The following is a 25,614-nucleotide window of genomic DNA, read 5'->3' as shown; positions in this document are numbered from 1 at the left end:
CTTGCACTTTGGTGAAAGTAAGCAGAGGGTAGCCTCATCAAGCTTGATGACTTCCGAAACACATATGAGGATACGAAGATGCAATCCTTTGCAGACCTGAGAGCCATCGGGACCATCACAGCAACCGATGGGCTGTTCCAGCTCAACATCCAGTCAGATTACAGACCAGCTCTCCTGCACCTCTCTGACTTCAGCCACGCCCTAATCCTGTGGTGGGCAGATCAGGCGGCCACAGAGCAGGATCGGAATACGCTGCAATTCCCAGCTCCATACGCCAAGGCAAATCATGAGATCGGCACGTTCGCGTCAAGATCCCCTGCCCGTCCGAACCCAATCGGCCTCTCAACGGTGTCATTGCTGAATGTCGATGTAGAACACGGCCTCATCACCGTCCCTTACATTGATGCAGAACCAGGCACACCGCTGCTGGACATCAAACCCTACTTCCCAGCCTCGGATCGGGTAGAGCAGTGTCATGGACGAGAATGGTGCAAGCACTGGCCTCAATCCTATGAAGCATCAGCTGATTTCGACTGGGCAGCTGAGTTCGCATAAATGAGCGACCGGTTAGCCTCTGCGTTTCTCGTGGAGGCTAATCGAGAAAACACCTCCAATAACGCCTAAGTGTTTTGCCAATCATAAGGCTTTCTTGCCATTGTGCGCCCATGAGGCTTTTTATTCTTACATCTATTGTCATGGTCGCTTTTGCTGCCAATTCCGTTTTGAACCGACTGGCACTCGCAGATGGTGAGATTGGACCATCCGCATTCGCAACCATCAGGGTCATTGCCGGAGCCGTTTTGCTTCTCGCCCTCATTTTCGTCAGAAGCCAGAAACTTCAGTTCTCTAAGCCGAACTATCCTGCAGTGCTCGCACTCTGCGCATATATTCTCGGCTTCTCACACGCCTACATCTCTCTGGATGCCGGCTTCGGCGCACTTCTGCTCTTTGGAGCGGTGCAAATCACCATGTTCGCTGGCGCATTCCTTCAACGTGAAAAGCTGGGATTGCAGAAATGGATCGGCGCGGGCCTTGCGTTTTCGGGCCTCGTATACCTGCTTTCCCCCGCAAACGCAGGCATAAATCCACTCGGAGCAGGTCTCATGACCATTGCTGCTGTCGGCTGGGGCATTTACTCCATCATCGGCAGAGGCGCAGCAAACCCACTGAAAGACACAGGAATGAACTTCCTCTATGCCATCCCTTTGGTTGCTTTGGCACTTCTGCTGTTTCCTGATAACAGTGAAATCACCTTGGCAGGCGTAGTCTTAGCCGTCATCTCCGGCGCCATCACCTCAGGTCTTGGCTATGCCCTCTGGTATGCAATCATCCCGCAGCTTCAAACAAGCACGGCTGCCGTTGCTCAGCTCACCGTACCAATCATAGCCACTGCTGGTGGGATTGTGTTCCTCGCTGAAGCCATCGACCTGCGTTTCATCATGGCAACCGTCATGGTGCTCTGCGGTGTAGCTGTTTCAGCATATCAAAGGAAACCCAAGTAGATTACTCAGGCCGGTCCTGCTCATCCTCATTGCCAAGCTGCAATTGATAAGTTCCAGGAACGAACCGGAACCCGTCTCCAACAGCCTCAACAAACCCCAGTGCAGGGAAAGGCATGTGATAGCCGATGAAAGGAATGCGCTCCTCGGCAATCATCCCAAAGATGCGCCGGCGCGTTTCTGCAGCCCGTGCTTTGTCGATATCAAACACAACACGCCAATCTGGATAGGCTAAGGACCAAACAAAGTGGTTCGCGGTATCCGCAGTCAGCATGAGCTTTCGCCCATTGGCTTCCACCGAATACACCGTATGCCCCGGCGTATGGCCGTATGCCTCAATTGCTGTAATGCCGGGCACCACCTGATCACCCGGATTGATGAAGTCGAATTTATCTTTGATCGGCAGAACATTCTCCGCAAACACCCGCGCACTTTGGTTCGCTGCAGGACCAAGCTTTTCCCAGTAGTTGAACTCAATCGGGTTCGTCACATACGTCGCGTTGGCAAAGGTAGGAATGCCGTTTTGCATCAGACCGCCCGTATGGTCCGCATGCATGTGCGTCAGCACCACAACATCGATATCACCGGGACGAATACCCGCCGTCGCAAGCGCTTTCAGCAAGTTCCCGCTTTGTGGCTGAGAAAGAACACCTCTTCCCGTATCAAACAGAACCAGCCCATTGCCGGTATTAACCAGAACCGGCGTGAAAAAGCCTCTGAACTTGGTAGAGGAGATGAAGTGGTCCTGACTGGCCTTGTCAAACACCTCACTCGTCTGGTCCATACCAAACGTATCCTGCGGATGCTCCGCAACAAAGGTGCCGTCCAAGAGCGCATACACTTTGAACTCACCGAGCTGAAACTCGGTGGCTGGGGCGTGTTGATTGGATCGTTCAATCGGAATTTCCGCAGCCACATCCAAACTCCTCATTCCTGTCGCAAGCAAACCGCCAGCGCCTAAAGCAAGGGCAGACCGTCTGCTCAGCTTAAAGAAATCACGAGAACTCATCACTCAAACTCCCTCGGCCCGGTGCCCGGATAACAGGCATTCAGCGGCGTCAAACTAACGGGAAACTCTGAGGATCTTTTGGAGGAATTCGCTCATATTGAATTTGAATTGCGAGCGAATGAAGCGATGCGCAAATAAAAAAGGCCAGCTTCACGCTGGCCCAATTCTTGATCTTAAGCTGAGAAGCGAGACCCGCCCGCCAAAGCCTGAATAGTTGGCCGGGTCGTACCCGGTGTACTAGGCGAAGTTGCCGTAGACCGCGTAAAGCTTGTCGAACCAGCCGGACGGCTTGCAGCTTGCTTCTTGCGGTATACACCGCGAAGGTTCGGATAAGGCTCAAAGCCATCGGTCAAACCAACAACAGTTTCCGCTGCACCAAGCACCAGGAAGCCATCATCCGGCAGCTGACGATAGATGCGGTTCAGCACATCGATCTTGGTCTGCTGGTCGAAGTAGATCAGCACGTTACGACAGAAGATGATATCAAACTCACCCAGATGGCTGAAGTTCTCCAGCAGGTTCAGCTTGCGCCACTGCACCATTGCCCGGATTTCCGGAGCCATCTGCCAAAGTTCACCCTGCTGAGAGAAGTACTTCAGCAGCATCTGAATAGGCAGACCGCGCTGAACTTCGAACTGGCTGTAAATGCCAGTGCGAGCTTTCTCCAGCACTTCGGTCGAAATGTCGGTACCCAGAATCTCAAAGCGGAACGAACCAACCTTCGCCTTGTCTTCTTTCAGATACATGCTGAGGGAATAAGGCTCCTGACCAGTCGAAGCCGCCGCACACCAGATGCGCGCACTCCGGCGTGACTTACGTGCCTCAAGCAAGTGAGGAAGCATCACATTCCGGAAGTTCTCGAAAGGGCTCTTGTCACGGAAGAAGAATGACTCGTTCGTCGTCATCGCTTCAACAACGTCATTCTGCAGGGACATGGAGCCCGGCTTGCTGATCGCAAGAATAAGCTCACTCAATCCATTGAGATTATGACGACGAGCTACAGGCATCAGTCGGCTTTCGACCAGATACTGCTTTTCATCGGAAAGAACGAGGCCGCTACGGGATTTCAAAAATTTCTTCAAGAAATCATATTCAGAAGTCATCATCGCGCGGCTCCTTTTAAGATACGCTTGACTTGTGCACCAATCTGATCAAGAGGCACGATGCCGCTGCAGTTCCCTGTACGGGCAGCAGCTCCTGGCATTCCCCAGACAACACTGGAGGCCTCATCCTGCGCTATGACGCTTCCGCCCTTACCGGCAATTACATTGACGCCATTTGCGCCATCACTGCCCATGCCGGTCAAAACGAGTGCCAAACACGCGGTACCGAATACTTCGGCTGCACTTTCAAAAAGTGGATCCACAGATGGCTTACAGAAGTTGACGGGAGCTCCGTCTTCAAGCAGCGAAACCGCCTGCCCGTTCTGCTTGCCGATTTTCAAATGAATTCCGCCTGGCGCGATGTACACGTGCCCAGGTTTCAATACATCCATGTGCTCAGCTTCTTTTGAAGGAAGCTGAAGTTGCTTATGCAAATGCTCCGCAAGAATTGTCGTGAACGTCCGCGGCATATGCTGCGTGATCACAACAGGAACCTTGAGCAAACCATCGCGTGCATCAGTCAGCACACGCTGAAGTGCCTGCGGCCCTCCCGTGGAGCTACCAATCACAAGAGCTCTCGGCACGACCGAAGAATATGGCCGTAGCGTAATCTCTTGCTTTGCAGCTGATTGAAGCCCCATTGTCCGCGGACGGCGCAATGCTGCACGCGTCTCTGCCCGGTCAACAGAGGTTTCAGTCCGTCGTTTGTGCGGATCATTGACGATCTCCGCACGCATTCTGCGTACAGGCTCAGCCGCTGGTTTAATGGTCGTGCGCTTAAGACGTTTTCCCCCACGTCCAAGCAAGCGCAGTTTCTCCAGCAGCTCTCTCTGAAACTCGGTAGCACTGGCTGTCTGGCCAGTAGTTTCCGGCTTGGCGACATAGTCAGTGGCACCAAGAGAAAGAGCCTTCAAACTTACTTCGGCGTTCCGGCGCGTCAGCGTGGAAGCCATCACGATGATGAGATCGCGTTTCTTTTCTAGAAGCTTCGGAAGAGCTGTCAGGCCATCCATCACAGGCATTTCAACGTCGAGCACAACAACGTCCGGGTTGCTGCGTTCAATATCTTTTACTGCCAGCTCACCATTTCTGTGAGTTGCAACAACTTCCAGCTCAGGATCTGCCTCAATCCATCTGCTGAACAACCCACGAATGACAACGGAATCGTCTACGACCATGACCCGGATAGGTGCCGCATGACCGGATCTCTCCGTCTTTGGCTCCTCAACTTTTGCATACATGCCCAGCCGGCCCATATCCATTACTTAGACCAATCCAACTTCCTGAAATTTCGCTGAAAGAATCTCCCGATCAAACGGTTTCATGATGTATTCGTTCGCACCAGCGCGGATCGCTTTGGTGATATGAGCAACGTCGTTTTCTGTCGTACAGAACACAACAACCGGCTCCTCACCGCCATCTTCTTCACGCAGTTTGGCCAAAAACTCCAGCCCGTCCATTACAGGCATATTCCAGTCCAACAGAACCGCATCCGGCATTGAAGCTTTACAAGCATCCAGTGCCTTCTGTCCGTCCTCAGCCTCGGTGATCTCAAATCCAATGTCCTCCAGAATGCGGCGGGCCACTTTGCGGATTACGCTGGAATCGTCAACAACCAGACACTTTTTCATTAAATCGGCTCTCTCGCTTCGAAGGTGCGCTTACGCAGCTTTAGGTTCAATAAGGGAGCTCAACAGACGGTCTACATCCAGTACCACCATCAGTCGCCCGTCCAGACGATGAACCCCGCCGGAAATCTCAGCCCAACGGAAATCAAGGTTGGATGGGTTTGCTTCCATCTCATTTCTCGGCAAGTTGAGTACCTCTCCTACGGCATCAATAACAAGGCCATAGGACTCCCCTTTGTACTCAATACCAACAGCCATCATGCCCTGATCAGCATCATTTGGCTTGAGATGAAGCTTGCGACGCATATTGATGGCAGTCACGATGCGCCCGCGCAGGTTCAGCACGCCTTCCACTTCAGGCGGTGCCAGCGGAACCTGTGTAACTTTTTCAGGAACAAACACGTCATGAACCTGAGAGATAGGCAGACCAAACAGCTGGCTGCCAATCACCACAGTCACATACTGGATGTGATCGGCACTGCCCTGACGGTTGTCTTCGTCTTCGACGGCGGAGAGTTTATGAGTTGTCATGCTGCAACTCCCATTTCACTGGTCAAAACATCTTTGAGCGCAGCCAGCAGACCAGGACGGTCAAACTTGGCGACATAGTCATCAAAGCCAGCCTGACGGCCTTTTTCGATAGAAGCTGGTGTCACAACAGCAGACAGTGCGATGATCGGCAGATGGCGGAAGCGCGTATCACGACGCAGGCTCTCACAGAACTCGTAGCCGCTGATATCTGGCATTTCGATGTCAGTTACGATCGCAGCAAAATCGGTGCCTTTTTCCATCAGCTCGTATGCGCTCTGAGCGCTGGAGCAAACGGTGACATCATAACCAGCCGCTTTCAGAACCGGTGTCAGCATGTTGCGGAAGAACGCACTGTCATCAAGGAAGAGAAGCTTTCTCACCTTGGTGGTTGTGTCGATCTCTTTGCGCATGAACCAGTCATCAAATGCCAGCGGCAGATAATAACCAAGGTCGATAACTTCAGTTGCACGCTCACGAATGATCGCAGAACCAAGCACACCCTGACGCTCGGAAACCACTTCAATGGTCATCCGATCTTCAACAATGTCAACAATCTGATCAACAACCAGACCCATGGAACGACCATTGTCGGAGAACACCAGCATCGGCTGAGTACCCTCAGGCTTATGACGATCACCTTCGTTTACATAAACCAGCGGCATCAGAGAGCCACGGTACTGAACCAGATCACGGCCATTGGAATGCTCGATCTTAGAGACATCAAACTCTTCAAGACGTGTCACCAGTGACAGCGGAACAGCCTTAGGCTCTTCAGAACCGGCACGGAACAGCAGCAGTGAAATTGGAGCATCCGCATCAATCACACGAGCTTCCTCGTTATCCTGCTCATCTTCGAAGGTATCGGTCAGCGTACCGGAAGCATGGCTTGCCATCGCGCTTGCAACACCGTTCGGATCGATGATCATGATCACAGAGCCATCACCCAGGATGGTGTTGCCTGAGAACATGTTGATGTTGCGCAGCATGGAAGACATTGGCTTCACAACAATCTCTTCGGTATGGAACACGCCGTCCACCACAACACCGAAGGTCTGGCTACCAACCTGCATAACAACAATGAAGCCGTTATCTTCATCCAGATCAGCTTCCTCAGTCTGACCAAGCAGCTGAGACATGTGAACCAGAGGCAGCAACTTGTTACGCAGACGCAGAACCGGGCGATCCTTCAGGCGTTCAATGCGGTGCTCGGAGTTGGACTGTACACGCACCAGTTCAACAACGGAGAGCTGCGGAATAGCGTAGCGATCACCACCAGCCTCAACGATCAGTGTAGACACAATCGCCAGCGTCAGCGGGATCTTGATGATGAAGCTGGAACCCTTGCCCGGAGTGGAGCGAAGGTCGATAGAACCACCGATCAGCTCAACGTTGTTGCGCACAACGTCCATACCAACGCCACGACCAGAAACACTGGTCACGTTAGTCGCTGTCGAGAAGCCTGCTGCAAAGATGAACTTGTAGATCTGCTGATCTGCCATCTTTTCCAGTTCGGCTTCGGTGGTCACACCGTTTTTAAGTGCTTTTTCCTTGATCTTCTCAAGGTTCAGACCACGACCATCATCCTTCACTTCGATGATGATGTGACCGCCTTCGTGATAAGCGGAAAGGGTGATGTTGCCCTTCTCTGGCTTACCAGCAGCAACACGGTCAGCAGGCTCTTCCAGACCGTGGTCTGCAGAGTTGCGGATCATGTGGGTCAGCGGATCTTTGATGAGTTCCAGAACCTGACGATCAAGTTCTGTCTCCGCACCAATCATCTCAAGACCGATTGGCTTATCAAGTTCCTGAGAAAGATCGCGAACAATACGTGGAAGCTTCTGCCATGCGTTGCCGATTGGCTGCATGCGGGTCTTCATGACCCCTTCCTGCAACTCACCGGTTACATTGGACAGACGCTGTAGCGGAACCTTGAACTCGCTGTCTTCATGACGACGAACGATCTCCAGCAGCTGGTTACGTGTCAGCACCAGCTCGGACACCATGGTCATTAGGTGTTCAAGTGTCTCAACATTCACACGAATGGACTGATTAGAAACACCCTGACTGGAAGCCTTACCCTTTGCGCTTGGGTTTTTCGGCTTAGCTTCAGCTTTCTTCGCAACCGGAGCTTCTGCCTGAGGCGCAGCTTCAGGAGCGGCATCCATTGCTTCCGCTTCGTCCTCTGCATCTTCAGCCGGATCAGGCATTTCGATTTCGACTTCAGCTTCCTGGAAGGCGCGCTCCAACTCATCCAGCGATACTTCGCCAGGGCGCAATGGCCGCTCCAGAACCTGATAGATATCGGTGCCGACTTCTTCTTCAGCAGCTTTTTCCTCTGCCATAGCTGCCGCCATTTCGTCAGCCATATCATCGTTGTCAGCGCTTAGGGAAAGTCGTTCCAACTCATCAATGAGATCACGGTCTGCACCTTCAGGCTCAGTACCGTTTGCAGCTTCAAGATCAGCAAGAATATCTTTAATGCGATCGATTGAAGCAAGAACAAGCGTAACCGCTTCGTGTGTTACAGGAACACCATCGCGGAACTTGCCCATAAGAGTTTCAGCAGCATGAGCAATCGCTTCCAGACGCGGCAGGCCCAAGAACCCACAAGTGCCTTTGATTGTATGCACTAACCTGAAAATGTTATCCAGAATGGTGGCGTTGTTTGGCTCTTGCTCAAACTTCACCAACTCAACGTCTACAACATCCAGGCTTTCATTGGTCTCAGTGAGAAACTCTCTGAGAAGATCGTCCATGGCCCGCACCCACTCAATGCTTAGGGGAGCCTCAAAACGAGACTCCTAAATTTCACTAAGGTTGAGTGTTAAGCCAAACGGTTAACATAGGTTGAAAGATTGTAAGATTCATCCAACCTACAATAAATGGTTGTTTTTGACAGTTGATCAGGCAGACTCAGAAACCTGAGTATTTGCCTTGCATATGACGGCGTCACCGTCTTTCTCCAGCTCAATATTTAAGCCAGCTTCACCTGCCAACAAAACCGCATAGATCGGTTGAACAGTGTGGGCATCTACCCGTTCAGGCTCCTGACCGGAAAGAATCTCACTTACAACCTGAGGGATTCGCGCATTCGTACCTTCAGCTTTAAGGAGAAAGTTCGGAGCGCTCTCATCCCCTTCCATACTGATGGTAATGGTACCACCCCGTGGAACACACTGATTCATGAGCAAAAGCAGGTTCAGGATCAGCTTCACCTGATTCTTAGGCAACAGCAGACGCGGCATGGTCCACTCAAGATTTGCCTTCTCATTGCTCATGTATCCAACAGCAACTTCCTGCGCATCACCCAGATCAATGGAAGCGCCGGCAGATCCGGCAGCACCAAATGCGAGGCGCGCAAACTGAAGTTTTGCAGAAGCTTGGCGGGCTGATTTACGAATAAGGTCCATCGCAAAGTCTGCCATGTCCTCATTGCCTTCTTCATCCAGCACTTCCAGACCGTTTGTAATCGCCCCGACAGGTGAGATAATGTCATGGCATACACGGCTTGCGACGAGTGCGGCAAGATCAAGAGAAGACAATTCCTTAAATACTGACATAACCGCTCCAGAACTTTGGCCAACTGGCCCTATGATTGATTCGTGATGTGGCGAAAAAGGTACAAGCCTGCTGGTTTAATTCCAAGCTGGACATCATTGATATGGACCGCATTTTACATCGCGTGCACGACTTTGTGCCTTTGCAAGCAAAATGTCCGGCGCCGTCAGAAACAAAGCGCGGTGTTCACGGCTCTGAAACAGCAATAACCGCTGGTTATAGACAAGGTAGATTTTCGCCAATCCCTCAGCTCGGTAGCCTTGCGCAAGTGAGAGGGCATCGCATCCCTGAAATAATGGGGCATAGACCTCTGGATCGTGCTTGAACGCTTCCCGGTTACCTTCATTGGCGAACGCCCAAACCCGACCACCCCATGAGAGTGACAGGTCTTCACGCCCCTTTTCCGGAGTTTCCGAGACCTGATAGGACACTGGATCGCACATGGACAGCGTGTAGGTGAACCGTTCCTGCGCATAAGCGAATGCTGAGGCAGCACACAAAAAAAGGAGAGAGCACCACGCAATTCGGCCTGTACGCACAAATTTTCTGTAGAAAACATCAGAAATCATGAGAATGTCCATCCAGAGTCCGAATCACCTGCATTAACTAAACCGGCAAGTTTGACAGAGATACAAAATTCGCGACGCCTGGCCAACGGGATGCACATCATTTACCCAGCTATACCGTGATTAACCACTAGGTAGATGTAAGGCACTATAACTTGTTGTACCTAAAAGTTGCACTATGCCCTTAACATTGGATTTGCTCTGAACAATCCAAATTCTCGGGTTTCTTGGAAGGAGACGTTGGCATGATGACGAGCCTGTTCGCCAATCTGCGCAACAAAGCTGCAATCGTCCTTTGCGCCATTTTCGCTCTGCTGGCGCTCAACACACATTCATATGCACAAGCGGCTGTTGATCAGTCACGCTACCACGAGCAAGACATCCTCTCCGCAGGTCATGACTTCTTTGGCTCCATCTCCACCGGTCTGGCACAGGTCGTGGAACGTGCTGTTCAGCAATACGGTGAGCCAAACGGCTATATTCTGGGCCAGGAAGGCTCCGCTGCTTTCTTCGCAGGCGCTGCGTATGGTGAAGGCACGCTTTACACCCGCAACGCAGGCAACCACCAGATTTTCTGGCAGGGACCATCCCTGGGCTTCGACGTTGGCGGCGACGGCGCACGCGTGATGATGCTGGTCTACGATCTGCCAAGTGTCGATGCCATTTATCGCCGCTATGTTGGTGCAAAGGGTTCCGCTTACCTCGTAGGCGGCTTCGGCATGCAGGTTCTGTCCAACAACGACATCTTTGTTGTGCCGGTTCGTGCAGGCGTTGGTGCCCGCCTTGGCCTCAACATGGGCTATTTGAAATTTACTAGGAAGCCAACATGGAATCCTTTCTGATATAACTAACCCTGCGTTAGTTATATTTTGGCAAGTTAGTGTGTGAGAGAATGCGCTTAAGTCTGCTGCAGACCCTCACACCCGTTAAACAGATCAGGCATAGTTTGTGATTGAAATTGCACTATACATTGCACTGGGTTTCTTCCTCGCGAGCATTCTAGCGCTCGCTGCCCTCCCCTTTATTTGGGGCCGTGCTGTACGCCTCACGCGCAAAGCGATTGAGACGTCCAACCCGATAAGCTATGCCCGCGCCACCATGGCAAAAGATGCGCTGCGCGCGCAGCACGCCATCGCGATCCGTCAGATGGAAGTTCGCTTGGAAGGCATGACAGAAAAGCTCGCTGAAAATGCATCCGCCCGCGCAACTGCCGAGGCACAACTCGCTGAGCTGAAGGAAGAGCTGAGCGTCGTGCAACTCAAGTCCGCCCGCGAGCGCAAAAACATGGCTCAGAAGGCAACACGCTTCCTGCGTCGTAGAAATCCATCTGAACCAATTCCCTTCTCCGCTGATGACCGCATCACCACGGAGCCAGAAGCAGAGTTGGAAACTGCAGGTGCTGAACAGACAGCCGACCAGAAGGCATCCGCTGAGATTATCCAGCTCAACAAGCAGGCCGCCGCAGAAAAGACCCGCGAGCTTGATGCTGAACTGAAGGACGAAGAAGGTGTGACCAAGCCTGTTGGCCCAATCGACACTTCAGAACTTCAGGATATGGACAACCCGCTTGCAGAGCTCGCAACTCAGATCTCTCAGCAGGTTTCAGAGATGACGGCAGAAGCAGAAACCAAGCATCAGCCAACCTCTCCGGCAGAGGCAGCGGAACTGGCCTCACAATCTTTCACCAAACTTAAAAGCCGCTACAGCTCATTGGAACGCGAGCGTGATGACCTGAAACACGCCCTTCAGCAAGAGAAGGCAGCCAAAGAAAAAGCTGCCAAGCGCACCACCAGAAATCCGAATATCAAAACGCCTGAGCATATGAAAACTCTCGAAACCGATCTGGAAGAAGCAAAGAAAACAATCGAGAAGCTGACCAAGCAACTCGAAGAACGCGCCAACAGCACCTCCAAGATCGAGGAAGCCGTTGATCTGCGCAATGAGCTGAAAGATCTTGCTGCCCAGATCACAGCAAAGGCAATTGCAGAAAATCCTCCGCTTGCAGAAAAGTACGATGAGGTCCTGAAAGACCTCAGCACAATCGCAGCAAGCACACCGAAGGCTGAGGCAACAAAGCCCAAAACCACGCGCACCAGACGTGCTCCGGCTAAAACCACAAAGCCACGCACCCGTAAGCCTGCAGCAGCAAAGAGCGCTCCAGCGGCAAAAGCTGACAAAGCAACGCCTGCACCAGAGCCAGACAAGAACCTTGCTGAACGCATCGCAGACGCAAGAAAGACCAGCAGCTCCCGCGGCTAACCTTCGGCTTCACACATCTCAAACAAAAGGCGCCTCAAACGGCGCCTTTTTCGTATCCACTATCAGAATGCTGCGTTAGCCAGTTCAGGCTTCTGTCGGGCTCTTAGAGCCTCCACTTGCATCCTGTTGCGATTTACCGGCCACTTCCACCAGTCGCACTTCATTATCCGCCAGCAATTGACGGTAATCCTGCGAGACCAGCGTATCCGTCACAAACGTATCCACTTGCGCAATATGACCAATCCGTACAGGAGCAGACCGCTCGAACTTGGTCTGGTCAGCGACCAGAATAACATGCCGCGCATTCTCAATAATCGCCTGAGCAACCCGCACTTCGCGGTAATCGTAGTCCAACAGCGCTCCATCACGATCCAGCGCAGACACACCAATCACAGCGTAGTCAACCTTAAACTGCCTGATGAAGTCCGCAGCAGCCTCACCCACAATGCCTCCATCTGTTGCACGCACCAATCCGCCAGAGATGATCACTTCATTCTCTGAGAATGGTCGTAACGTGCTCGCCACATTGAGGTTGTTGGTGATGATCATAAGGCCTGTACGCTGGATCAAAGCCCGCGCTACTGCCTCAGTGGTCGTCCCGATGTTCACAAAGAGCGATGCACGATCTGGGATCAGGTCAGCAGCGGCTTGCCCGATGGCTTCCTTCTCTTTGCCTGCCAGATCTTTACGTGCGGAATAGCCCAGGTTCTCAACGCCAAACGCCAGCAGCGCCCCACCATGTACGCGGGTCAGCAGCCCTTGGTCGCTCAACTCTTTCAGGTCTTTGCGGATTGTCTGAGGAGACACAGAAAAGCGCGTGGCGAGTTCGTCAACTTCCACCTTCCCGGTCTCTCGGGCAATATCAAGAATAGAGTTGTGGCGCGAAACCAGCATCATGAATCAAGTCCGATAATTTTTTTGTACATTGCCACCAGTCTATAATCTGCGATGTTTCACAGTACTATAGCCAAAAGCACAGAAGCATCCAGACGACTATTAGATGAGTTCAAAACAAAAGTCCTCTTGCCTCTGCTCCCCTACTCTTAGTATTAATACGTCACAAAAAGGGGACAAGCTGCAACTTTTTCCATCTTTGTCATGATACCGCCCAAAGAAGTCCGTTAAAGCTCACGCGGATCAATACACTGTCTTATCAAAGTTCAGCTAGAAAATCTAAGAGGGACGAACTGTGACCCGCGTAATGGAACGGCAACACAGTGCCAATCGGTATTCTGCGAAGAAACCAGCCGCACTGAAAAGCAAACTCCAGACTGCTGAGGCCCGCATCGAAGTTCTCGACAACATCGATGACTTGAAAGAAATGAATGCTCAGCTCAGTGAAAGTCTGGCAAAGACCGTCAGCAACGAAACTCAGAGTGACGAAAAGCTCTGGAATGAAGTTGACGGCGATAAAGAAGACCACCACCTCGGCGCAGGATTAAACGGTCGCTGGTTCTAAACCGCACCTTTGGGCTTTCCTGCTGCAAACACGTCTATCCTTGAAGTGCTGCATCCCCCCATCTAGGGGAACCATCCTCAAACAACATCCAAGCAAACACCACATACCATGGCTGACATGCGCTTTGCCTTGAGCAAAAATGCACGCGAGCTCAATGCTGCTTACTATCTCAGTAACGATGTATTGGGAAGAAAAGTAGTGGTACGCCCAAGGGGAATCGAACCCCTGTTTCCGCCGTGAAAGGGCGGCGTCCTAACCGCTAGACGATGGGCGCTCACGTGAGTGAGAGAACTTTTAAAAAGCTCTGTCTTCGAGCAGATAACTGCCCGGTAATTCGAAGACAACTATGGTACGCCCAAGGGGAATCGAACCCCTGTTTCCGCCGTGAAAGGGCGGCGTCCTAACCGCTAGACGATGGGCGCTCACATAGTGAGAAGACTTTTACAAAGTCTTGTCTTCAAGCAGATAACTGCTTGGTATCGCTGATAAAGCTTTTGGTACGCCCAAGGGGAATCGAACCCCTGTTTCCGCCGTGAAAGGGCGGCGTCCTAACCGCTAGACGATGGGCGCCTAAGCTTCGCTCTCGCGATGGACGGGGGTATATTGGCTAATTCCCCGCTTGGCAAGCCCCCTCCTCAAAAGAAAAGGGGGTTTATCCACCTATCTCGCAACAAAATCAGTGCGTGCGATTTTTCGGCCCGTCACAGGGTCGATATAGACAAGTGCTTGTGACGCACCTTCTTTCACCAGCACAACCAGATTTCCGTCCATCTGGGTCACGGAGATAACCTGTGCTTCAGCGCCAATCGCAATTGTTGCAGCAATATTATCTGCGCTAACATTGGAATTATTGGCGTTAATCTTATAGAAGATGGCCGCAAAGACAGCTAATAAGCCGAGCACCATGACAAGGCTTGACCCCATCAACAGGCGGCGGAGCTTCGCTTGAAGCCTCAAAGCTGCTGGATCAAGTTCGTCCTGTACAGTCTCGTCGCTGTCAGTATTAGGATCACGCATGAACGATAAATCTCCTGAGGGCACCCAGCCACTCACAAACTCTGTAATTGCCAATGAGCAGCAACCAACAGTCATCACGCCAGAACCGGAAGACACCGGTCGCCGTCTGGATGCTGTGCTCGCTGCGCATATAGATGACTTCAGTCGCAACCGACTTCAAGCCTTGATCCGGGCTGGTCAGGTTCAAATTGGCCAACGCACGGTGTTGGAGCCTAAATATAGAGTCTGTGCCGGAGATACAATCACTCTTATTGTCCCGGAGCCAGAAGCAGCTGAACCACAGCCTGAAGATATCCCTCTGACGATCGTTTATGAGGACGAAGACCTGATCGTCATCGATAAACCAGCAGGCCTTGTCGTGCATCCTGGTGCCGGCAATCCTACTGGCACACTAGTCAACGCACTGATCCACCATTGCGGCTCTTCCCTTTCCGGCATCGGCGGCGTCAAGCGCCCTGGCATCGTTCATCGCATTGATAAAGACACCACAGGCCTGCTCGTCATCGCTAAAAATGACATGGCACACCAAGGCCTCGCAGCTCAGTTTGCCGACCACGGCAGAACCGGTCCGTTGGAACGCGCATATAAGGCGCTTGTTTGGGGTGCACCTACTGCAGCAAAGGGCACCGTAGACGCCAACCTCGCCCGCTCCACCGCAAACCGCCAGAAGATCTCCGTCCTGAAAACAGGTGGCCGCCATGCAATTACCCATTGGCAGGTTCAGGAGCGTTTTGGTCCGCAGGATGAAGCTGCCGTCGCAAGTCTCATTGAATGTCGCCTTGAAACAGGCCGCACCCACCAAATCCGCGTACACATGTCCCACATCGGAAATCCGCTAATAGGTGATATGGATTACGGTTCTGGGTTCAGAACTAAATACAATAAATTCCACGAACCACTGAAAACCCAGTTGGCGGAGTTCAAACGACAAGCTCTTCATGCAGGACTTTTGGCGTTTGCGCACCCAAGAACGCAGGAATTCATGAAGTTTGAATCGGAGTTACCCGCTGATTTTGCTGGTATTCTTCAATCATTACGAAAAATTTAGGCCAAAAAAATTGCCGATCTGGTAGCGTTTTGGCCACAATGTTCCCATATAGAAACTTCAGGTGCGCTTCATCTGGAGGCACCAATGTGTGTTTGCCGAAAAGCCTGATCCCTCGATCAGGCGGGAACACTAAGCAAGGAGGGGTGCTTTATGGCCCGTAACCTACCAGCCCTCACGGGTGGCGAAGGCGGCTTAAGCCGCTATTTAGATGAGATTAGAAAATTCCCGATGCTTCAGCCGCAGGAAGAGTACATGCTCGCCAAGCGCTACCGGGAACACGATGAACCTAAAGCTGCCGAAAAACTTGTAAATTCTCACCTGCGCCTCGTTGCAAAGATCGCAATGGGTTATCGCGGCTATGGCTTGCCACTGGGCGAAGTCATCTCCGAAGGTAACGTAGGCCTGATGCAGGCTGTAAAACGTTTTGAGCCGGACAAAGGCTTCCGACTGGCAACCTATGCGATGTGGTGGATCAAAGCCTCCATTCAGGAATACATCTTGCGCACTTGGTCACTGGTTAAAATGGGCACCACTGCAAACCAGAAACGCCTATTCTTCAACCTGCGCCGCGTCAAAGGCAAAATTCAGGCATTTGAAGACGGTGATCTGCGTCCGGAACAGGTCCAGCAGATTGCAACAACGCTCGGCGTAACGGAAAACGAAGTTGTTTCCATGAACCGCCGTTTGGGTGGCGACTCTTCTCTGAACGCACCACTGCGCTCCAGCGAAGGTGAGTCCAGCGAATGGCAGGATTGGCTCGTTGACGACTCCGAAAGCCAGGAAGCTGTGCTTGCTGAGCAGGAAGAGTATGACGTGCGCCGCGATATGCTGAAAAATGCGATGAGCGTTCTGAATGAACGTGAAACTCGCATTTTTGAAGCCCGTCGTCTGTCAGAGAACCCAATCACTCTGGAAGAGCTTTCCACCGAGTTTGGTGTCAGCCGCGAACGTGTTCGCCAGATTGAAGTGCGTGCTTTTGAAAAGGTCCAGAAGGCCGTTCAGGAAAGCGCAATGGCAATGGCGGCCCAACACGCAAGTGCATAACACGTACTCCCGCTCAGGGGGTACGTTTCTCAGCCAGATGAAAATGGACGCTGATTGCACAGCCACGATGGATGCTGTCTGCATTGTAACGCTTACATGTACACAATTTGAGCTGAATTAACTTAAAATACAGATCATCTGTAGGAACATCCTTTTAAATAAACAGCCAAGCTTGTCGTCCCCCAGGTGCTCTCCTAAGGTTAATGATGAGGGGATTTTATGTGAGTTGGGTCGCTTCCCCTCTTGGGGGGAAATACAATGTTCGGCTCTGGCTGGCTGTCGCAAACCAACCGCGCACTCGCTGCGGTCGTATCCTGCTTAATCATAGCTATAGCTATACTGCTCCGCATCCTATACCCGCAGGTATTGGAAAACGTCGGATACCTCAGCCAAAACGCGCTGCAATTGGCCTGGCCAAACACAGCATCGGCGCCGCCAGTCTACACGATCCATTTGACACCAGAATCATCCCAGCAAACGCAGGAGCCGGTGTATCAGCGTCTCGAGCTGGCGCAAATCCTTCAAAAGCTGGGGGAGTATAATCCTGAGTTACTAATCATCGATGCCGACTTCAGAAAGGCTGATCCTGCTTCACCAACGCTGAGAAGCAGAACCTATGATACCTTGCAGCCATCCTTGCGGGCGACATACCCAAACCACGATCTTCTGCTGCAAACCATCATCTCCCATTACCCTGTGTTGCTCAACAGTCCTTTGATCGATGCAACAGCAGAAAAACCTCCACTTTCCAATTACATAAGGTTCTCCGAAGCTGTTGGTTTCCAAGATGACGAACACTATGTAGAAGGCTCATCTGCCCTGCTCTACAAGCTGCAGTTTAAGAGAAAAACCAACCCGGCTCCCTCACTCGCACTGCAAGCCTGGAAGCTCTTAAATTCAGCTAAAATCGATGATTTTCGGTTGATCCATATGGAGCAAGGCACCTCGTTAGAAAGTGCAGAACTCCAAGTTCCCGTCACCTCAAAGGGTGAGATGCTGATTTACAACAGCAGTTCATCCGGTACCTATATCTTTGCTGCAAACGACATCTTACAAGACAAAGTCTCCTCTAAACTCTGGCCTCCAGCGCCAAACAGCACTTTTGTTCTGGGCACACAAACAAGAGTGTCAGAACGACACGCGCAGGCACTCCAGACGCTGCAATCTAGCAATTTCATCACAACTCCCAAGTGGAGCCAATACACTGAGATTGCGGCACTAATCATTTTCGGTGGCGCTGTCGTGCTCGCTTCTGCAACACAAGGCTTCTGGCTTAGCCTGACCATAGCGGCCATCGCAGTGCTGGCGATGAATGGCGTCGCATTTCACCAGTTTGCTCTTAACAACATAGCGCTGGAGCCATTCTTTCCATCGCTCATCATTCTGCTGATTTTCGCACTCTCCTGCACTATCAGAAGAGTGACCTTCAAAAGCCACCGCAGCAAAACAACTGAGCGATTTGCAGGTATTCTTGCACCCAAACAGATGCAGAAGTTGCTTACAAAATCAGAGCAACTGCCATTGGAAGGTCAACAACGTGAGATCACGAGCCTCTCAACCCGCCTGAGGCACTTTCATCGATATTATGAAGGTCTCTCCCCTCAGGATCTCGCAAGCTTCTCTAACAGCTTCCAAACCGCTCATTTGGATGAAGTCCATATCCACGATGGAACATTAAATACGCTGAATACCTCGGGCCTAAGCGCCTACTGGAACGCCCCTTTGGATGATCCGTTCCATGCAGCGCATGCATGTCGGACGGCGATTGAAATGCAGAAGCAGATGAAGCGTTTTAATGTCAAAGATCGCTTCAACTTCAACCAGAAAAATATGACGGATCACGCGGTCACGCTCGATATCGGCATCTCAACAGGCCTGGCAACGCTCGGAGAAACCGGCACAAGGCGCCACTTCAGATATGCGCCACTCGGCAAACCCGTTGATTTAGCTGATGATTTAGCCCGCCACTGCAAGGAGGCAGGCCACAGTCTCCTCATCTGCGAGACCACCCGCGGCCAGATGCAAGAGCTCGCGACGCTGGAGACGATCCCTGTCAAAACCAGCCGTTATTTAATGCGTTCGTTTGCGTTACTAGGTGATCCATCCCTCGCTTTTTCGGAAAATTTCCTCAAACTCAAAAACACCCATTGCAATATGGTCTTCGCGCTCTTTGAGGAGAACGACAAGAAAAAAGCACTCACCCTGCTCGACGAATGCAAAGCCCTCTCTGACGGCGAGTACAACGCCATCTATGCGGCTTTTGAGAAGTACATCCTCAGTGATCTGGCGCAGCACGAAGCGGTGAAGGATGCAGCGCAATAACGGCATTTGGCCTACAAATAAAAAGAGCCCCCGAAACTCGGAGGCTCAATAATTGGTTTAGACCTATAACGGTTAGCGCAGTTCAACCGCGTAGGTTTCCACTGGAGGCGCTGTTTTAATGAGCCCCTGCTCAATCAGGAAGTTCGCAAAGCGCTCGTAGCGGCCAATATCCAAAGCTGCCGGACGGCTCGCAAAGCGTGGCAGAGTATCTGCCCAGGCGCGCTTGTTCAGCTCATCATCAAGGTTCGGGTAGACCTCAAGGAAGCTCTCCCAGGAGTCTTGAGGGTTGTTCAGCAGATAAACAGTTGCCGCCTCAATCGCACTGATGAACTTCTTCAGGCGTGGATCATCCAGCTTGTCTTTGTGAGCAACGTAGATCAGCTCATCATAAACCGGCACACCATTCTCCTCCGGATAGAACGCACGACCTTTCGCGCCTTCAATTTCCATCTGGTTCAGCTCAAAGTTACGGTAACCACCAATCACCGCATCAACCTGTCCCGCCATCAAGGAAGGAGAGAGCGAAAAGTTCACGTTGATCAGCTCAACGTCATCAGAACTCAAGCCAGCATTGGAGAGCATCTTACCCAGCATCGCGCTTTCAAAGCCGGACGTGGAGTAGCCGATACGCTTGCCCTTGAGGTCTGCAATCTCCTTGATCGGTCCATCTTCCAGCACGATCAGCGTGTTCAGTGGCGTGGAGACCAGCGTGCCGATACGCATCAGCGGCATACCCTCATCGATCTGCGGATGTAGCGTCTGCTGATAGGAGATTGCAATATCCCCCTGCCCGGCTGCAACCAGCTTTGGCGGCATGGAAGGATCAGCCGGTTCAATCAGCTCAACATCAAGCCCTTCCTTCTCGAAGAAGCCCCGTGCCTTCGCAACCACAATCGGAGCATGGTCCGGGTTCGCAAACCAATCGAGCAGCACAGTCAGCTTGTCCGCAGCCTGCACCTGAAGCGTGCTCGCAAGCATCGCTGCGCCAAACAGCATACCTAGTTTTTTCATAAGGTTACGTCCTCATACTCTGAGATCTAGATCTCTTTCTGCCAATAGATCATCCGAGAAGTGGCGAACTCAACAACTGCCCTCAGGCTCAACACCATCACCGCAAGCAAGATCAGCGCTGCAAACATGGTCGCTGTTTGCATGCGTGCGTTGGATTGCAACATGATAAAAGCCAGCCCTCCCTTTGCACCAACCCATTCTCCAACCACCGCACCAATCGGCGCGAACACCGCCGCAATCCGCATGCCTGATGCCAGAGACGGCATCGCAGCAGGAATGCGGATGTAACGGAGCATTTGCCAGCGGTTGAGACCGTGCAGCTTACCAAGGTCAAGCAAGGACTGATCCGTCCTCCGTAACCCGTCAAAAAACGTTGAGGTCACGGAAAAGAAGATCACAATCACAGCCATCACCACCTTGGAAGCAAGCCCAAAGCCGAACCACAGCACCAGAAGCGGCGCAATGGCAAACACAGGAAGAGATTGAGTTGCTGCAATCGGAGGCAGCAGAAACAGGCGCACCCGGCGAGACATCGACAACAGTATTGCAAGCGAAGCCCCGGCACTCACGCCAAAGAGAAAACCGAGAACGGTCTCATAGGCGGTAATGCCTGCATGATGCAGCAAGAAAGCACCTTGATTGAGAAAAGCGGTAAAAACCGCCGCCGGACCTGGCAATAGAAACGGAGGAAACTCTCCAATCCAAACCACAAGTGCCCAAATGGCGACAAACAGCAAAATCCCGAAAAGACTTCGCAGAATTCGTATTAAAGCTCGCTTCAGCATGTTATTTCCCAACAATGGTATTGGGCATCACAAACAGGCGGAAGAACGGAGCTCAGATTGGCTCTCTGGGAATTTTCGACACAGGATCTCCAACTACAAACTGCAGAAATAGAGGTCCGGGAAGAATGGTTCAGGTCCCGTCCCTTCGCCGGCATTACCCGGATCAGGTTCAAAGGGTTTAGCTCATCGCAATCTCAGCTTTTCGAAAGAAAAGCACCCCTCGGAATGGCAGGACCATGCGCGTTTCTACGGGAGTTTGCAAGCAGATTTTCTGAGGCCAGGGGACAACGCCATGAAAAAAGGCCTCAGCTTCAACAGAGCCAAGGCCTTCTAAAATCACTCTAACTTGCTGAAAACAGATTACTTCCAGCTCTTGATTGCCTGAGCGACAACCTTGTTGCCAGTTGTCCCTTTTTCAAAGGTCAGCATTGCGCGGCGACCGCTGTTGTACAGCAGTGGAACATCAATCCATTCACGCTCAGCAAGACGCTGCAGGTTCTTTGCCTTCTCTTCATTGCTGTCAGAAAGAGCAATCCAGAAGAGCGTGTCAGAAACCTTCACAGCAGCCCCATCAAGCGGATCACCAGCTTCGGATTCAGTCTTCTTCAGGATCAGGCCAGGCACCTTCTCAACACCCTTGCCGTCAAACCCTTCCGGGAAGATGAAGTTCAGCTCTAGCAGATGGCTTGCTGGCAGAGACTGATCACTGTTCGGCTTCAGCGTCATCTCGACAGAGAGATTGCGGGATGGAAGCGTCGCAACAGCTTTGATGACAGAGGTTCCATTAACCTCATCCAGCGTCCAGACCACGTTACCACGAGAAGCAGAACCAGCTGCACCCGGTGTCAAAGCTTCTTCATAAAGAATGCTCTGCTGTGCCACTGGAGAAATCTCGGACTCGGTGCCGATGGTCTCTGCCGGTGGAACTGAGTTCGTCTCTACACCTGCTGTCTGCGGCTCAGGCTCCTTGGCAGGCAGCACCTGAGGAGTAGAACTGTCATCAGAGGATGTGGCAGGTGCCGGATCGACACTGCGAACAACAGTTGGTGCAGGTGCACTTTCAGTTGGTGCGGCGCTGGAGGAGTTCCGGGTAATCCGGGTTGTCGTCACCGGTGTTGCATCTGGAGAAACTTTAGCTCCTTCATCAGATGGCAACAGACGGTCAGTGTTCTTCTTAGGCGCACGTTCAGGCTGAACCCGAAGTGGTTCATCTTCACCTGTTGGTGCGCTCTCTGGCTCTCCGGTATCGCTGGTTTCAGCTGGCAGGATCAAAGAGAGAATGGCCTCGCGCTGGCTGTAAACGCCTGCAGTCACACCCAGAATGATCAGGATAATAACAATCATGCCGACAATGCCGGATGTATTGGAAGGCTTCAGACCTTCCTCCTGCTCAATCGCGTCCCCTACACGCTGTGCAACCACAGGCTTGCGGGAGGAAGCAGGTTTACGGCTTGTCTTTGGCTTAACCTTTGCAGGCTCGTCAATCTCGCGGCGAGCGGTCTTGTCTTTGGTCTCCAGCTTGGAGCGACGAGCTTCGCCAGGAACCCAGGCGCGCTCTTCAGCGCTGGTCTCAACAGCTCCTTTGGTCGGCAAGGAAGCAGCAGGCTCTTTCGGCTCGCTCTCGCCCATGGAACCAAGATCAGGCTCTTTGCGCTCTTTAGAAGCTTCAGGCAGCTGGTCACGCGCCATCTGATTGGCTTGGTGAGCAGCATTGCCAAGATCCTGCGCTGCACGAACAGCTTCTTTAAACACATCCGCTTTGGCAGCAGGTGCTTTTGGCTCTTCGCGTGCAGGCTCTTCAGACTTTGCGTCAGCCTTTGGCTTGTCGTCAGCAGGTGGAGGAGTTGGTGCCGCAGAAACAGGAGGAGCTGTCGGCTGCGGAGCACTTGGAGCTGGGGTGGTTTTAGACCGCCCCAACCCGAGAGACTCGCGAGCAGCTTCCGCTTCGACCTTACGAATGGCCTCTTCAAGCTTCAGCTGCTCCTCAGTGATCTGGGAGGGAGACAGTGGTGGGTCGTAACTTTTAAGTTGCTTTACAATTGCATTTCGCGCGCGTTGATAAACTGCCCGCCGTGCCGAACCAGTGTTCTCTTGTAAACCAGCTACCGCTTTTTTCAGAACGGAATTGTAGTCCGCCATTTAACTGCCCATTGCCCCCAGAGCTTCACTTCACGACTTAATCCTGGAATGGATTCTGAACCAGGATTGTGTCATCACGTTCTGGGCTTGTTGATAACAGAGCGACCGGAGCACCAATCAGCTCTTCAACATGCCGAACGTATTTCACAGCTTGTGCAGGTAATTCAGCCCAGGTGCGCGCGCCTTTGGTTGATTCCTTCCAACCAGGCAGGGTCTCATAAATGGGAACAACCCGCGCCTGAGCACCTTGAGATGCCGGAAGGTAATCGATTCGCTCACCATCTAGCTCATAACCAACACAAATCTTAATTTCATCCAGTCCGTCCAAAACGTCAAGCTTTGTCAATGCAATCCCATTGATTCCGCTGGTGCAAACGGTTTGACGGACAATCACTGCATCAAACCAGCCACAGCGACGACGACGACCGGTGTTTGTTCCGAACTCATGACCACGGGTGCCGAGGAACTCACCAACTTCGTTCTGCTGTTCTGTCGGGAACGGGCCTTCACCAACGCGGGTGGTGTAAGCTTTGGTGATGCCAAGCACGTAATCGATGGAGTTTGGACCAAGACCACTACCAGCAGCAGCCTGACCTGCAACTGTATTGGATGAAGTTACAAACGGATAAGTGCCGTGGTCGTTGTCCAGCAGTGCGCCCTGCGCACCTTCAAACAACAAACGCTTACCTTCACGGCGCGCTTTATCCAGCATGTACCATGCTTTATCCATGTAAGGCAGGATCTTGTCTGCAACGCTTTCCAGCTCCTGATAGATGGTTTCAGGAGAGATTTCATCGCGACCCAGACCACGCAGAATTGCATTGTGGTGTGTCAGCAGACGGTCAATCTTCGCTGGCAGCGTGCTCATGTTTGCCAGATCCATCACGCGGATTGCGCGACGACCGACTTTATCTTCATAAGCAGGGCCGATACCACGTTTGGTGGTGCCGATTTTGGTGCCTGCTGGGCTTGCATCTTCACGCAGAGCATCAAGCTCGCGGTGCAGGCTCAGAATAAGAGTAGCATTGTCAGCAACACGCAGGATTTCCGGAGAGATTTTCACACCCTGAGCTTCAAGGCGTTCAATTTCAGCGACCAGTGCATGAGGGTCAATCACAACGCCATTGCCGATGACGGAAAGTTTGCCACGAACAACACCAGATGGCAGCAGTGCCAGCTTGTAGCTCGTGCCGTCAATAACAAGCGTATGACCTGCATTGTGTCCGCCTTGGAAGCGTACAACAACATCGGCTTGCTCAGAGAGCCAGTCGACAAGTTTACCCTTACCTTCGTCACCCCATTGTGACCCAACTACGACAACGTTGGCCATGGTTTTTCAGCCCTCCTGCGGCTGCCAGCGTCTTGTCTCAAAGACGCCGTCATATGATTTGCTTGTCTGTATAAAGTGGTTTGTCACCTCAGAATGCAAATCATGAGAGACAACATAAGAAACCCCGGCGTAAAAGCCGGGGCGCAGTTACAGCGCCTTATAATCTGTCACTCACTTAAATACGAGCCCTTTTCCTTCAAAATGAGGCTGAAGACTGTAATTTTTGCGATCAGAGTGAACCTCTGTTGATTGTTTTACTCGCAAATCGGGTGGTACAGCCGTAAGACCGAGTGATATTACTAGTCCTAATTCCAATTCCACATTTTTTGCAATTCCTGCAAGAAATTTCACCAAGTTGAATACGCTTTATGAACGCACAAAAACTTGACTGGCTCGCCTGGTCTATTCTCCTCTTATTGGGCACCTTGTGGGGAGGCGCTTTCTTTTTCGCCAAGATCGCAGTGGCTGAGCTGGATCCCGTCACGCTGGTTTTCCTGAGAGTAGCCATCGCAGCGACCGCCATGTGGTGCTTTCTTCTTGTGACCCGTCAATCCATTCCTCTGACAGCAAAGTGGATCGGTAGTTTCCTTCTGCTCGGTTTCATGAACAACGTGGTCCCCTTCTCACTCATCTTCTGGGGCCAGCAATATATTGCTTCTGGACTCGCCTCAGTGCTCAATGCGTTCACACCCATTTTCACAATGATCATCATGCAGATACTCAGCAATGAGGAGAAGCTGACAGTAACCAAGCTGATCGCTGCAATCATCGGCATCATCGGTGTGGCAATCATGGTGGGCAGCGATGCATTAAGCGGAGCCAGCAATCAGGTTCTGCCCCAACTCGCAGTTTTGGGCGCCGCACTCTCCTATGCCTTTGGAGCTTTCATAATCATGCGCCTCAAAAAGCTCCCCCCGGCAGCCTTGGCAACAGGCCAACTCACCGCCTCAACCATCCTGCTTATCCCGGCCCTCATCTATATGGCCCCAACACAGCAGCTTATGGCAGCTTCTGCTCTTACATGGTCAAGCGTTCTGGTCCTCGCTCTGGCTTGCACAGCATTTGCCTACATCCTGTACTTCCAGCTCTTCAAGCTGGCAGGTGCCACCAACGCAGCATCCGTCACACTGCTGATCCCGGTCAGCGCGATCATCCTAGGCGCAATCTTCCTGAATGAACGCCTGGAACCAAACCATTGGCTCGGCATGGCCGCAATCTTCATTGCGCTCCTGCTCATCGATGGCCGCCTCACCAGCCGCTGGACCAACAAACAACAAGCCACCGCCTAACAAAAAGCCTCCGGCTC

At 52.1% G+C, this 25,614-nt stretch carries 23 protein-coding genes, 3 tRNA genes and 1 riboswitch; of the genes, 9 read left to right on the top strand and 17 right to left on the bottom strand.

Annotation, left to right across the window (positions count from 1 at the left end):
• Window positions 1-78 precede the first annotated feature (78 nt).
• Both PJE062_RS20425 and PJE062_RS20420 read left to right on the top strand, forming a co-directional pair.
• A complete protein-coding gene (locus PJE062_RS20425; RefSeq protein ID WP_008551600.1) occupies window positions 79-555 on the top strand; it encodes an SAM-dependent methyltransferase in 477 nt (158 codons plus the stop codon).
• 110 nt (window positions 556-665) lie between these two features.
• Window positions 666-1,502 carry a DMT family transporter gene (locus tag PJE062_RS20420; protein ID WP_037037775.1) on the top strand — a complete coding sequence of 279 codons (837 nt, stop codon included), beginning with the start codon at window positions 666-668 and terminating at the stop codon, window positions 1,500-1,502.
• Between the two features lies 1 nt (window position 1,503).
• Here PJE062_RS20420 and PJE062_RS20415 read toward each other — a convergent pair whose 3' ends face one another.
• The 8 genes from PJE062_RS20415 to PJE062_RS20380 form a co-directional block, all read right to left on the bottom strand.
• A complete protein-coding gene (locus PJE062_RS20415; RefSeq protein WP_008551692.1) occupies window positions 1,504-2,508 on the bottom strand; it encodes an MBL fold metallo-hydrolase in 1,005 nt (334 codons plus the stop codon).
• 173 nt (window positions 2,509-2,681) lie between these two features.
• Window positions 2,682-3,614 (bottom strand): protein-glutamate O-methyltransferase CheR, encoded by a 933-nt coding sequence (locus PJE062_RS20410; protein WP_008551369.1) that lies wholly within the window; start codon window positions 3,612-3,614, stop codon window positions 2,682-2,684.
• Window positions 3,611-4,873 carry a chemotaxis response regulator protein-glutamate methylesterase gene (locus PJE062_RS20405; RefSeq protein WP_008551507.1) on the bottom strand — a complete coding sequence of 421 codons (1,263 nt, stop codon included), beginning with the start codon at window positions 4,871-4,873 and terminating at the stop codon, window positions 3,611-3,613. Before PJE062_RS20405 ends, PJE062_RS20410 begins: the two co-directional genes overlap by 4 nt.
• A 3-nt stretch (window positions 4,874-4,876) precedes the next feature.
• A complete protein-coding gene (locus tag PJE062_RS20400; RefSeq protein WP_008551604.1) occupies window positions 4,877-5,242 on the bottom strand; it encodes a PleD family two-component system response regulator in 366 nt (121 codons plus the stop codon).
• A 30-nt stretch (window positions 5,243-5,272) separates the two neighbouring features.
• Window positions 5,273-5,770, bottom strand: a complete 498-nt coding sequence (locus PJE062_RS20395; RefSeq protein WP_008551425.1) for a chemotaxis protein CheW — start codon at window positions 5,768-5,770, stop codon at window positions 5,273-5,275.
• A complete protein-coding gene (locus PJE062_RS20390) occupies window positions 5,767-8,526 on the bottom strand; it encodes a hybrid sensor histidine kinase/response regulator (protein WP_008551308.1) in 2,760 nt (919 codons plus the stop codon). Before PJE062_RS20390 ends, PJE062_RS20395 begins: the two co-directional genes overlap by 4 nt.
• Before the next feature lie 147 nt (window positions 8,527-8,673).
• Entirely contained in the window at window positions 8,674-9,330 is a 657-nt protein-coding gene (gene chpT / locus PJE062_RS20385) for a histidine phosphotransferase ChpT (protein WP_008551467.1), read from the bottom strand.
• A 93-nt stretch (window positions 9,331-9,423) separates the two neighbouring features.
• Complete coding sequence (locus tag PJE062_RS20380) at window positions 9,424-9,897, bottom strand: hypothetical protein (RefSeq protein ID WP_008551722.1); 474 nt, start codon at window positions 9,895-9,897, stop codon at window positions 9,424-9,426.
• 245 nt (window positions 9,898-10,142) lie between these two features.
• Here PJE062_RS20380 and PJE062_RS20375 point away from each other — a divergent pair, with 245 nt between their 5' ends.
• Both PJE062_RS20375 and PJE062_RS20370 read left to right on the top strand, forming a co-directional pair.
• Window positions 10,143-10,736: a DUF1134 domain-containing protein gene (locus PJE062_RS20375; RefSeq protein WP_037037827.1), complete on the top strand. Its 594-nt coding sequence runs from the start codon at window positions 10,143-10,145 to the stop codon at window positions 10,734-10,736.
• A 106-nt stretch (window positions 10,737-10,842) separates the two neighbouring features.
• Window positions 10,843-12,153, top strand: coding sequence for a hypothetical protein (locus tag PJE062_RS20370; RefSeq protein ID WP_008551470.1), 1,311 nt, complete (start codon window positions 10,843-10,845; stop codon window positions 12,151-12,153).
• Between the two features lie 84 nt (window positions 12,154-12,237).
• Here PJE062_RS20370 and PJE062_RS20365 read toward each other — a convergent pair whose 3' ends face one another.
• Window positions 12,238-13,050 carry a DeoR/GlpR family DNA-binding transcription regulator gene (locus PJE062_RS20365; RefSeq protein WP_014286925.1) on the bottom strand — a complete coding sequence of 271 codons (813 nt, stop codon included), beginning with the start codon at window positions 13,048-13,050 and terminating at the stop codon, window positions 12,238-12,240.
• Between the two features lie 292 nt (window positions 13,051-13,342).
• On the opposite strand from PJE062_RS20365, the gene PJE062_RS20360 reads away from it, so the two are divergent.
• Window positions 13,343-13,612 (top strand): hypothetical protein, encoded by a 270-nt coding sequence (locus PJE062_RS20360; protein ID WP_008551731.1) that lies wholly within the window; start codon window positions 13,343-13,345, stop codon window positions 13,610-13,612.
• Between the two features lie 199 nt (window positions 13,613-13,811).
• On the opposite strand, the gene PJE062_RS20355 is transcribed toward PJE062_RS20360, so the two are convergent.
• The 4 genes from PJE062_RS20355 to PJE062_RS20340 form a co-directional block, all read right to left on the bottom strand.
• Window positions 13,812-13,886, bottom strand: a tRNA-Glu gene (locus tag PJE062_RS20355).
• A 73-nt stretch (window positions 13,887-13,959) separates the two neighbouring features.
• Window positions 13,960-14,034 (bottom strand) — tRNA-Glu (locus PJE062_RS20350).
• 73 nt (window positions 14,035-14,107) lie between these two features.
• A tRNA-Glu gene (locus PJE062_RS20345) sits at window positions 14,108-14,182 on the bottom strand.
• Between the two features lie 90 nt (window positions 14,183-14,272).
• Complete coding sequence (locus tag PJE062_RS20340) at window positions 14,273-14,629, bottom strand: DUF6476 family protein (RefSeq protein WP_008551336.1); 357 nt, start codon at window positions 14,627-14,629, stop codon at window positions 14,273-14,275.
• Between PJE062_RS20340 and PJE062_RS20335 the strand changes: the two genes are divergently transcribed.
• The 3 genes from PJE062_RS20335 to PJE062_RS20325 all read left to right on the top strand — a co-directional run bounded on the left by PJE062_RS20335 (window position 14,628) and on the right by PJE062_RS20325 (window position 19,043).
• The gene (locus PJE062_RS20335) at window positions 14,628-15,677 is read left to right on the top strand and encodes an RluA family pseudouridine synthase (protein WP_008551481.1); all 1,050 of its coding nucleotides are present in this window, start codon (window positions 14,628-14,630) and stop codon (window positions 15,675-15,677) included. The two genes, PJE062_RS20340 and PJE062_RS20335, sit on opposite strands and share 2 nt — an antisense overlap.
• A gap of 150 nt (window positions 15,678-15,827) precedes the next feature.
• The gene (gene rpoH / locus PJE062_RS20330) at window positions 15,828-16,721 is read left to right on the top strand and encodes an RNA polymerase sigma factor RpoH (protein WP_008551469.1); all 894 of its coding nucleotides are present in this window, start codon (window positions 15,828-15,830) and stop codon (window positions 16,719-16,721) included.
• 258 nt (window positions 16,722-16,979) lie between these two features.
• Entirely contained in the window at window positions 16,980-19,043 is a 2,064-nt protein-coding gene (locus PJE062_RS20325) for an adenylate/guanylate cyclase domain-containing protein (RefSeq protein WP_008551368.1), read from the top strand.
• 72 nt (window positions 19,044-19,115) lie between these two features.
• Here the strand turns inward: PJE062_RS20325 and PJE062_RS20320 are convergent, their stop codons facing one another.
• From PJE062_RS20320 to PJE062_RS20305, 4 genes are all read right to left on the bottom strand, one after another.
• Window positions 19,116-20,054 (bottom strand): ABC transporter substrate-binding protein, encoded by a 939-nt coding sequence (locus PJE062_RS20320; protein WP_008551316.1) that lies wholly within the window; start codon window positions 20,052-20,054, stop codon window positions 19,116-19,118.
• A 26-nt stretch (window positions 20,055-20,080) separates the two neighbouring features.
• Window positions 20,081-20,680, bottom strand: a complete 600-nt coding sequence (locus PJE062_RS20315) for an ABC transporter permease (RefSeq protein ID WP_247643140.1) — start codon at window positions 20,678-20,680, stop codon at window positions 20,081-20,083.
• A gap of 282 nt (window positions 20,681-20,962) precedes the next feature.
• Window positions 20,963-21,070: riboswitch (TPP riboswitch) on the bottom strand.
• 129 nt (window positions 21,071-21,199) lie between these two features.
• Window positions 21,200-22,978 carry a hypothetical protein gene (locus PJE062_RS20310; RefSeq protein ID WP_008551547.1) on the bottom strand — a complete coding sequence of 593 codons (1,779 nt, stop codon included), beginning with the start codon at window positions 22,976-22,978 and terminating at the stop codon, window positions 21,200-21,202.
• 37 nt (window positions 22,979-23,015) lie between these two features.
• Window positions 23,016-24,308 (bottom strand): adenylosuccinate synthase, encoded by a 1,293-nt coding sequence (locus tag PJE062_RS20305; RefSeq protein ID WP_008551258.1) that lies wholly within the window; start codon window positions 24,306-24,308, stop codon window positions 23,016-23,018.
• Window positions 24,309-24,676: 368 nt separating this feature from the next.
• Here PJE062_RS20305 and PJE062_RS20300 point away from each other — a divergent pair, with 368 nt between their 5' ends.
• Window positions 24,677-25,597, top strand: coding sequence for a DMT family transporter (locus tag PJE062_RS20300; RefSeq protein ID WP_037037772.1), 921 nt, complete (start codon window positions 24,677-24,679; stop codon window positions 25,595-25,597).
• The last annotated feature ends 17 nt before the right edge of the window (window positions 25,598-25,614 follow it).

This window comes from Pseudovibrio sp. JE062 (assembly GCF_000156235.1).
In the GTDB taxonomy this organism is placed as follows: domain Bacteria; phylum Pseudomonadota; class Alphaproteobacteria; order Rhizobiales; family Stappiaceae; genus Pseudovibrio.
This window is presented reverse-complemented; position numbering and strand designations above follow the sequence as displayed.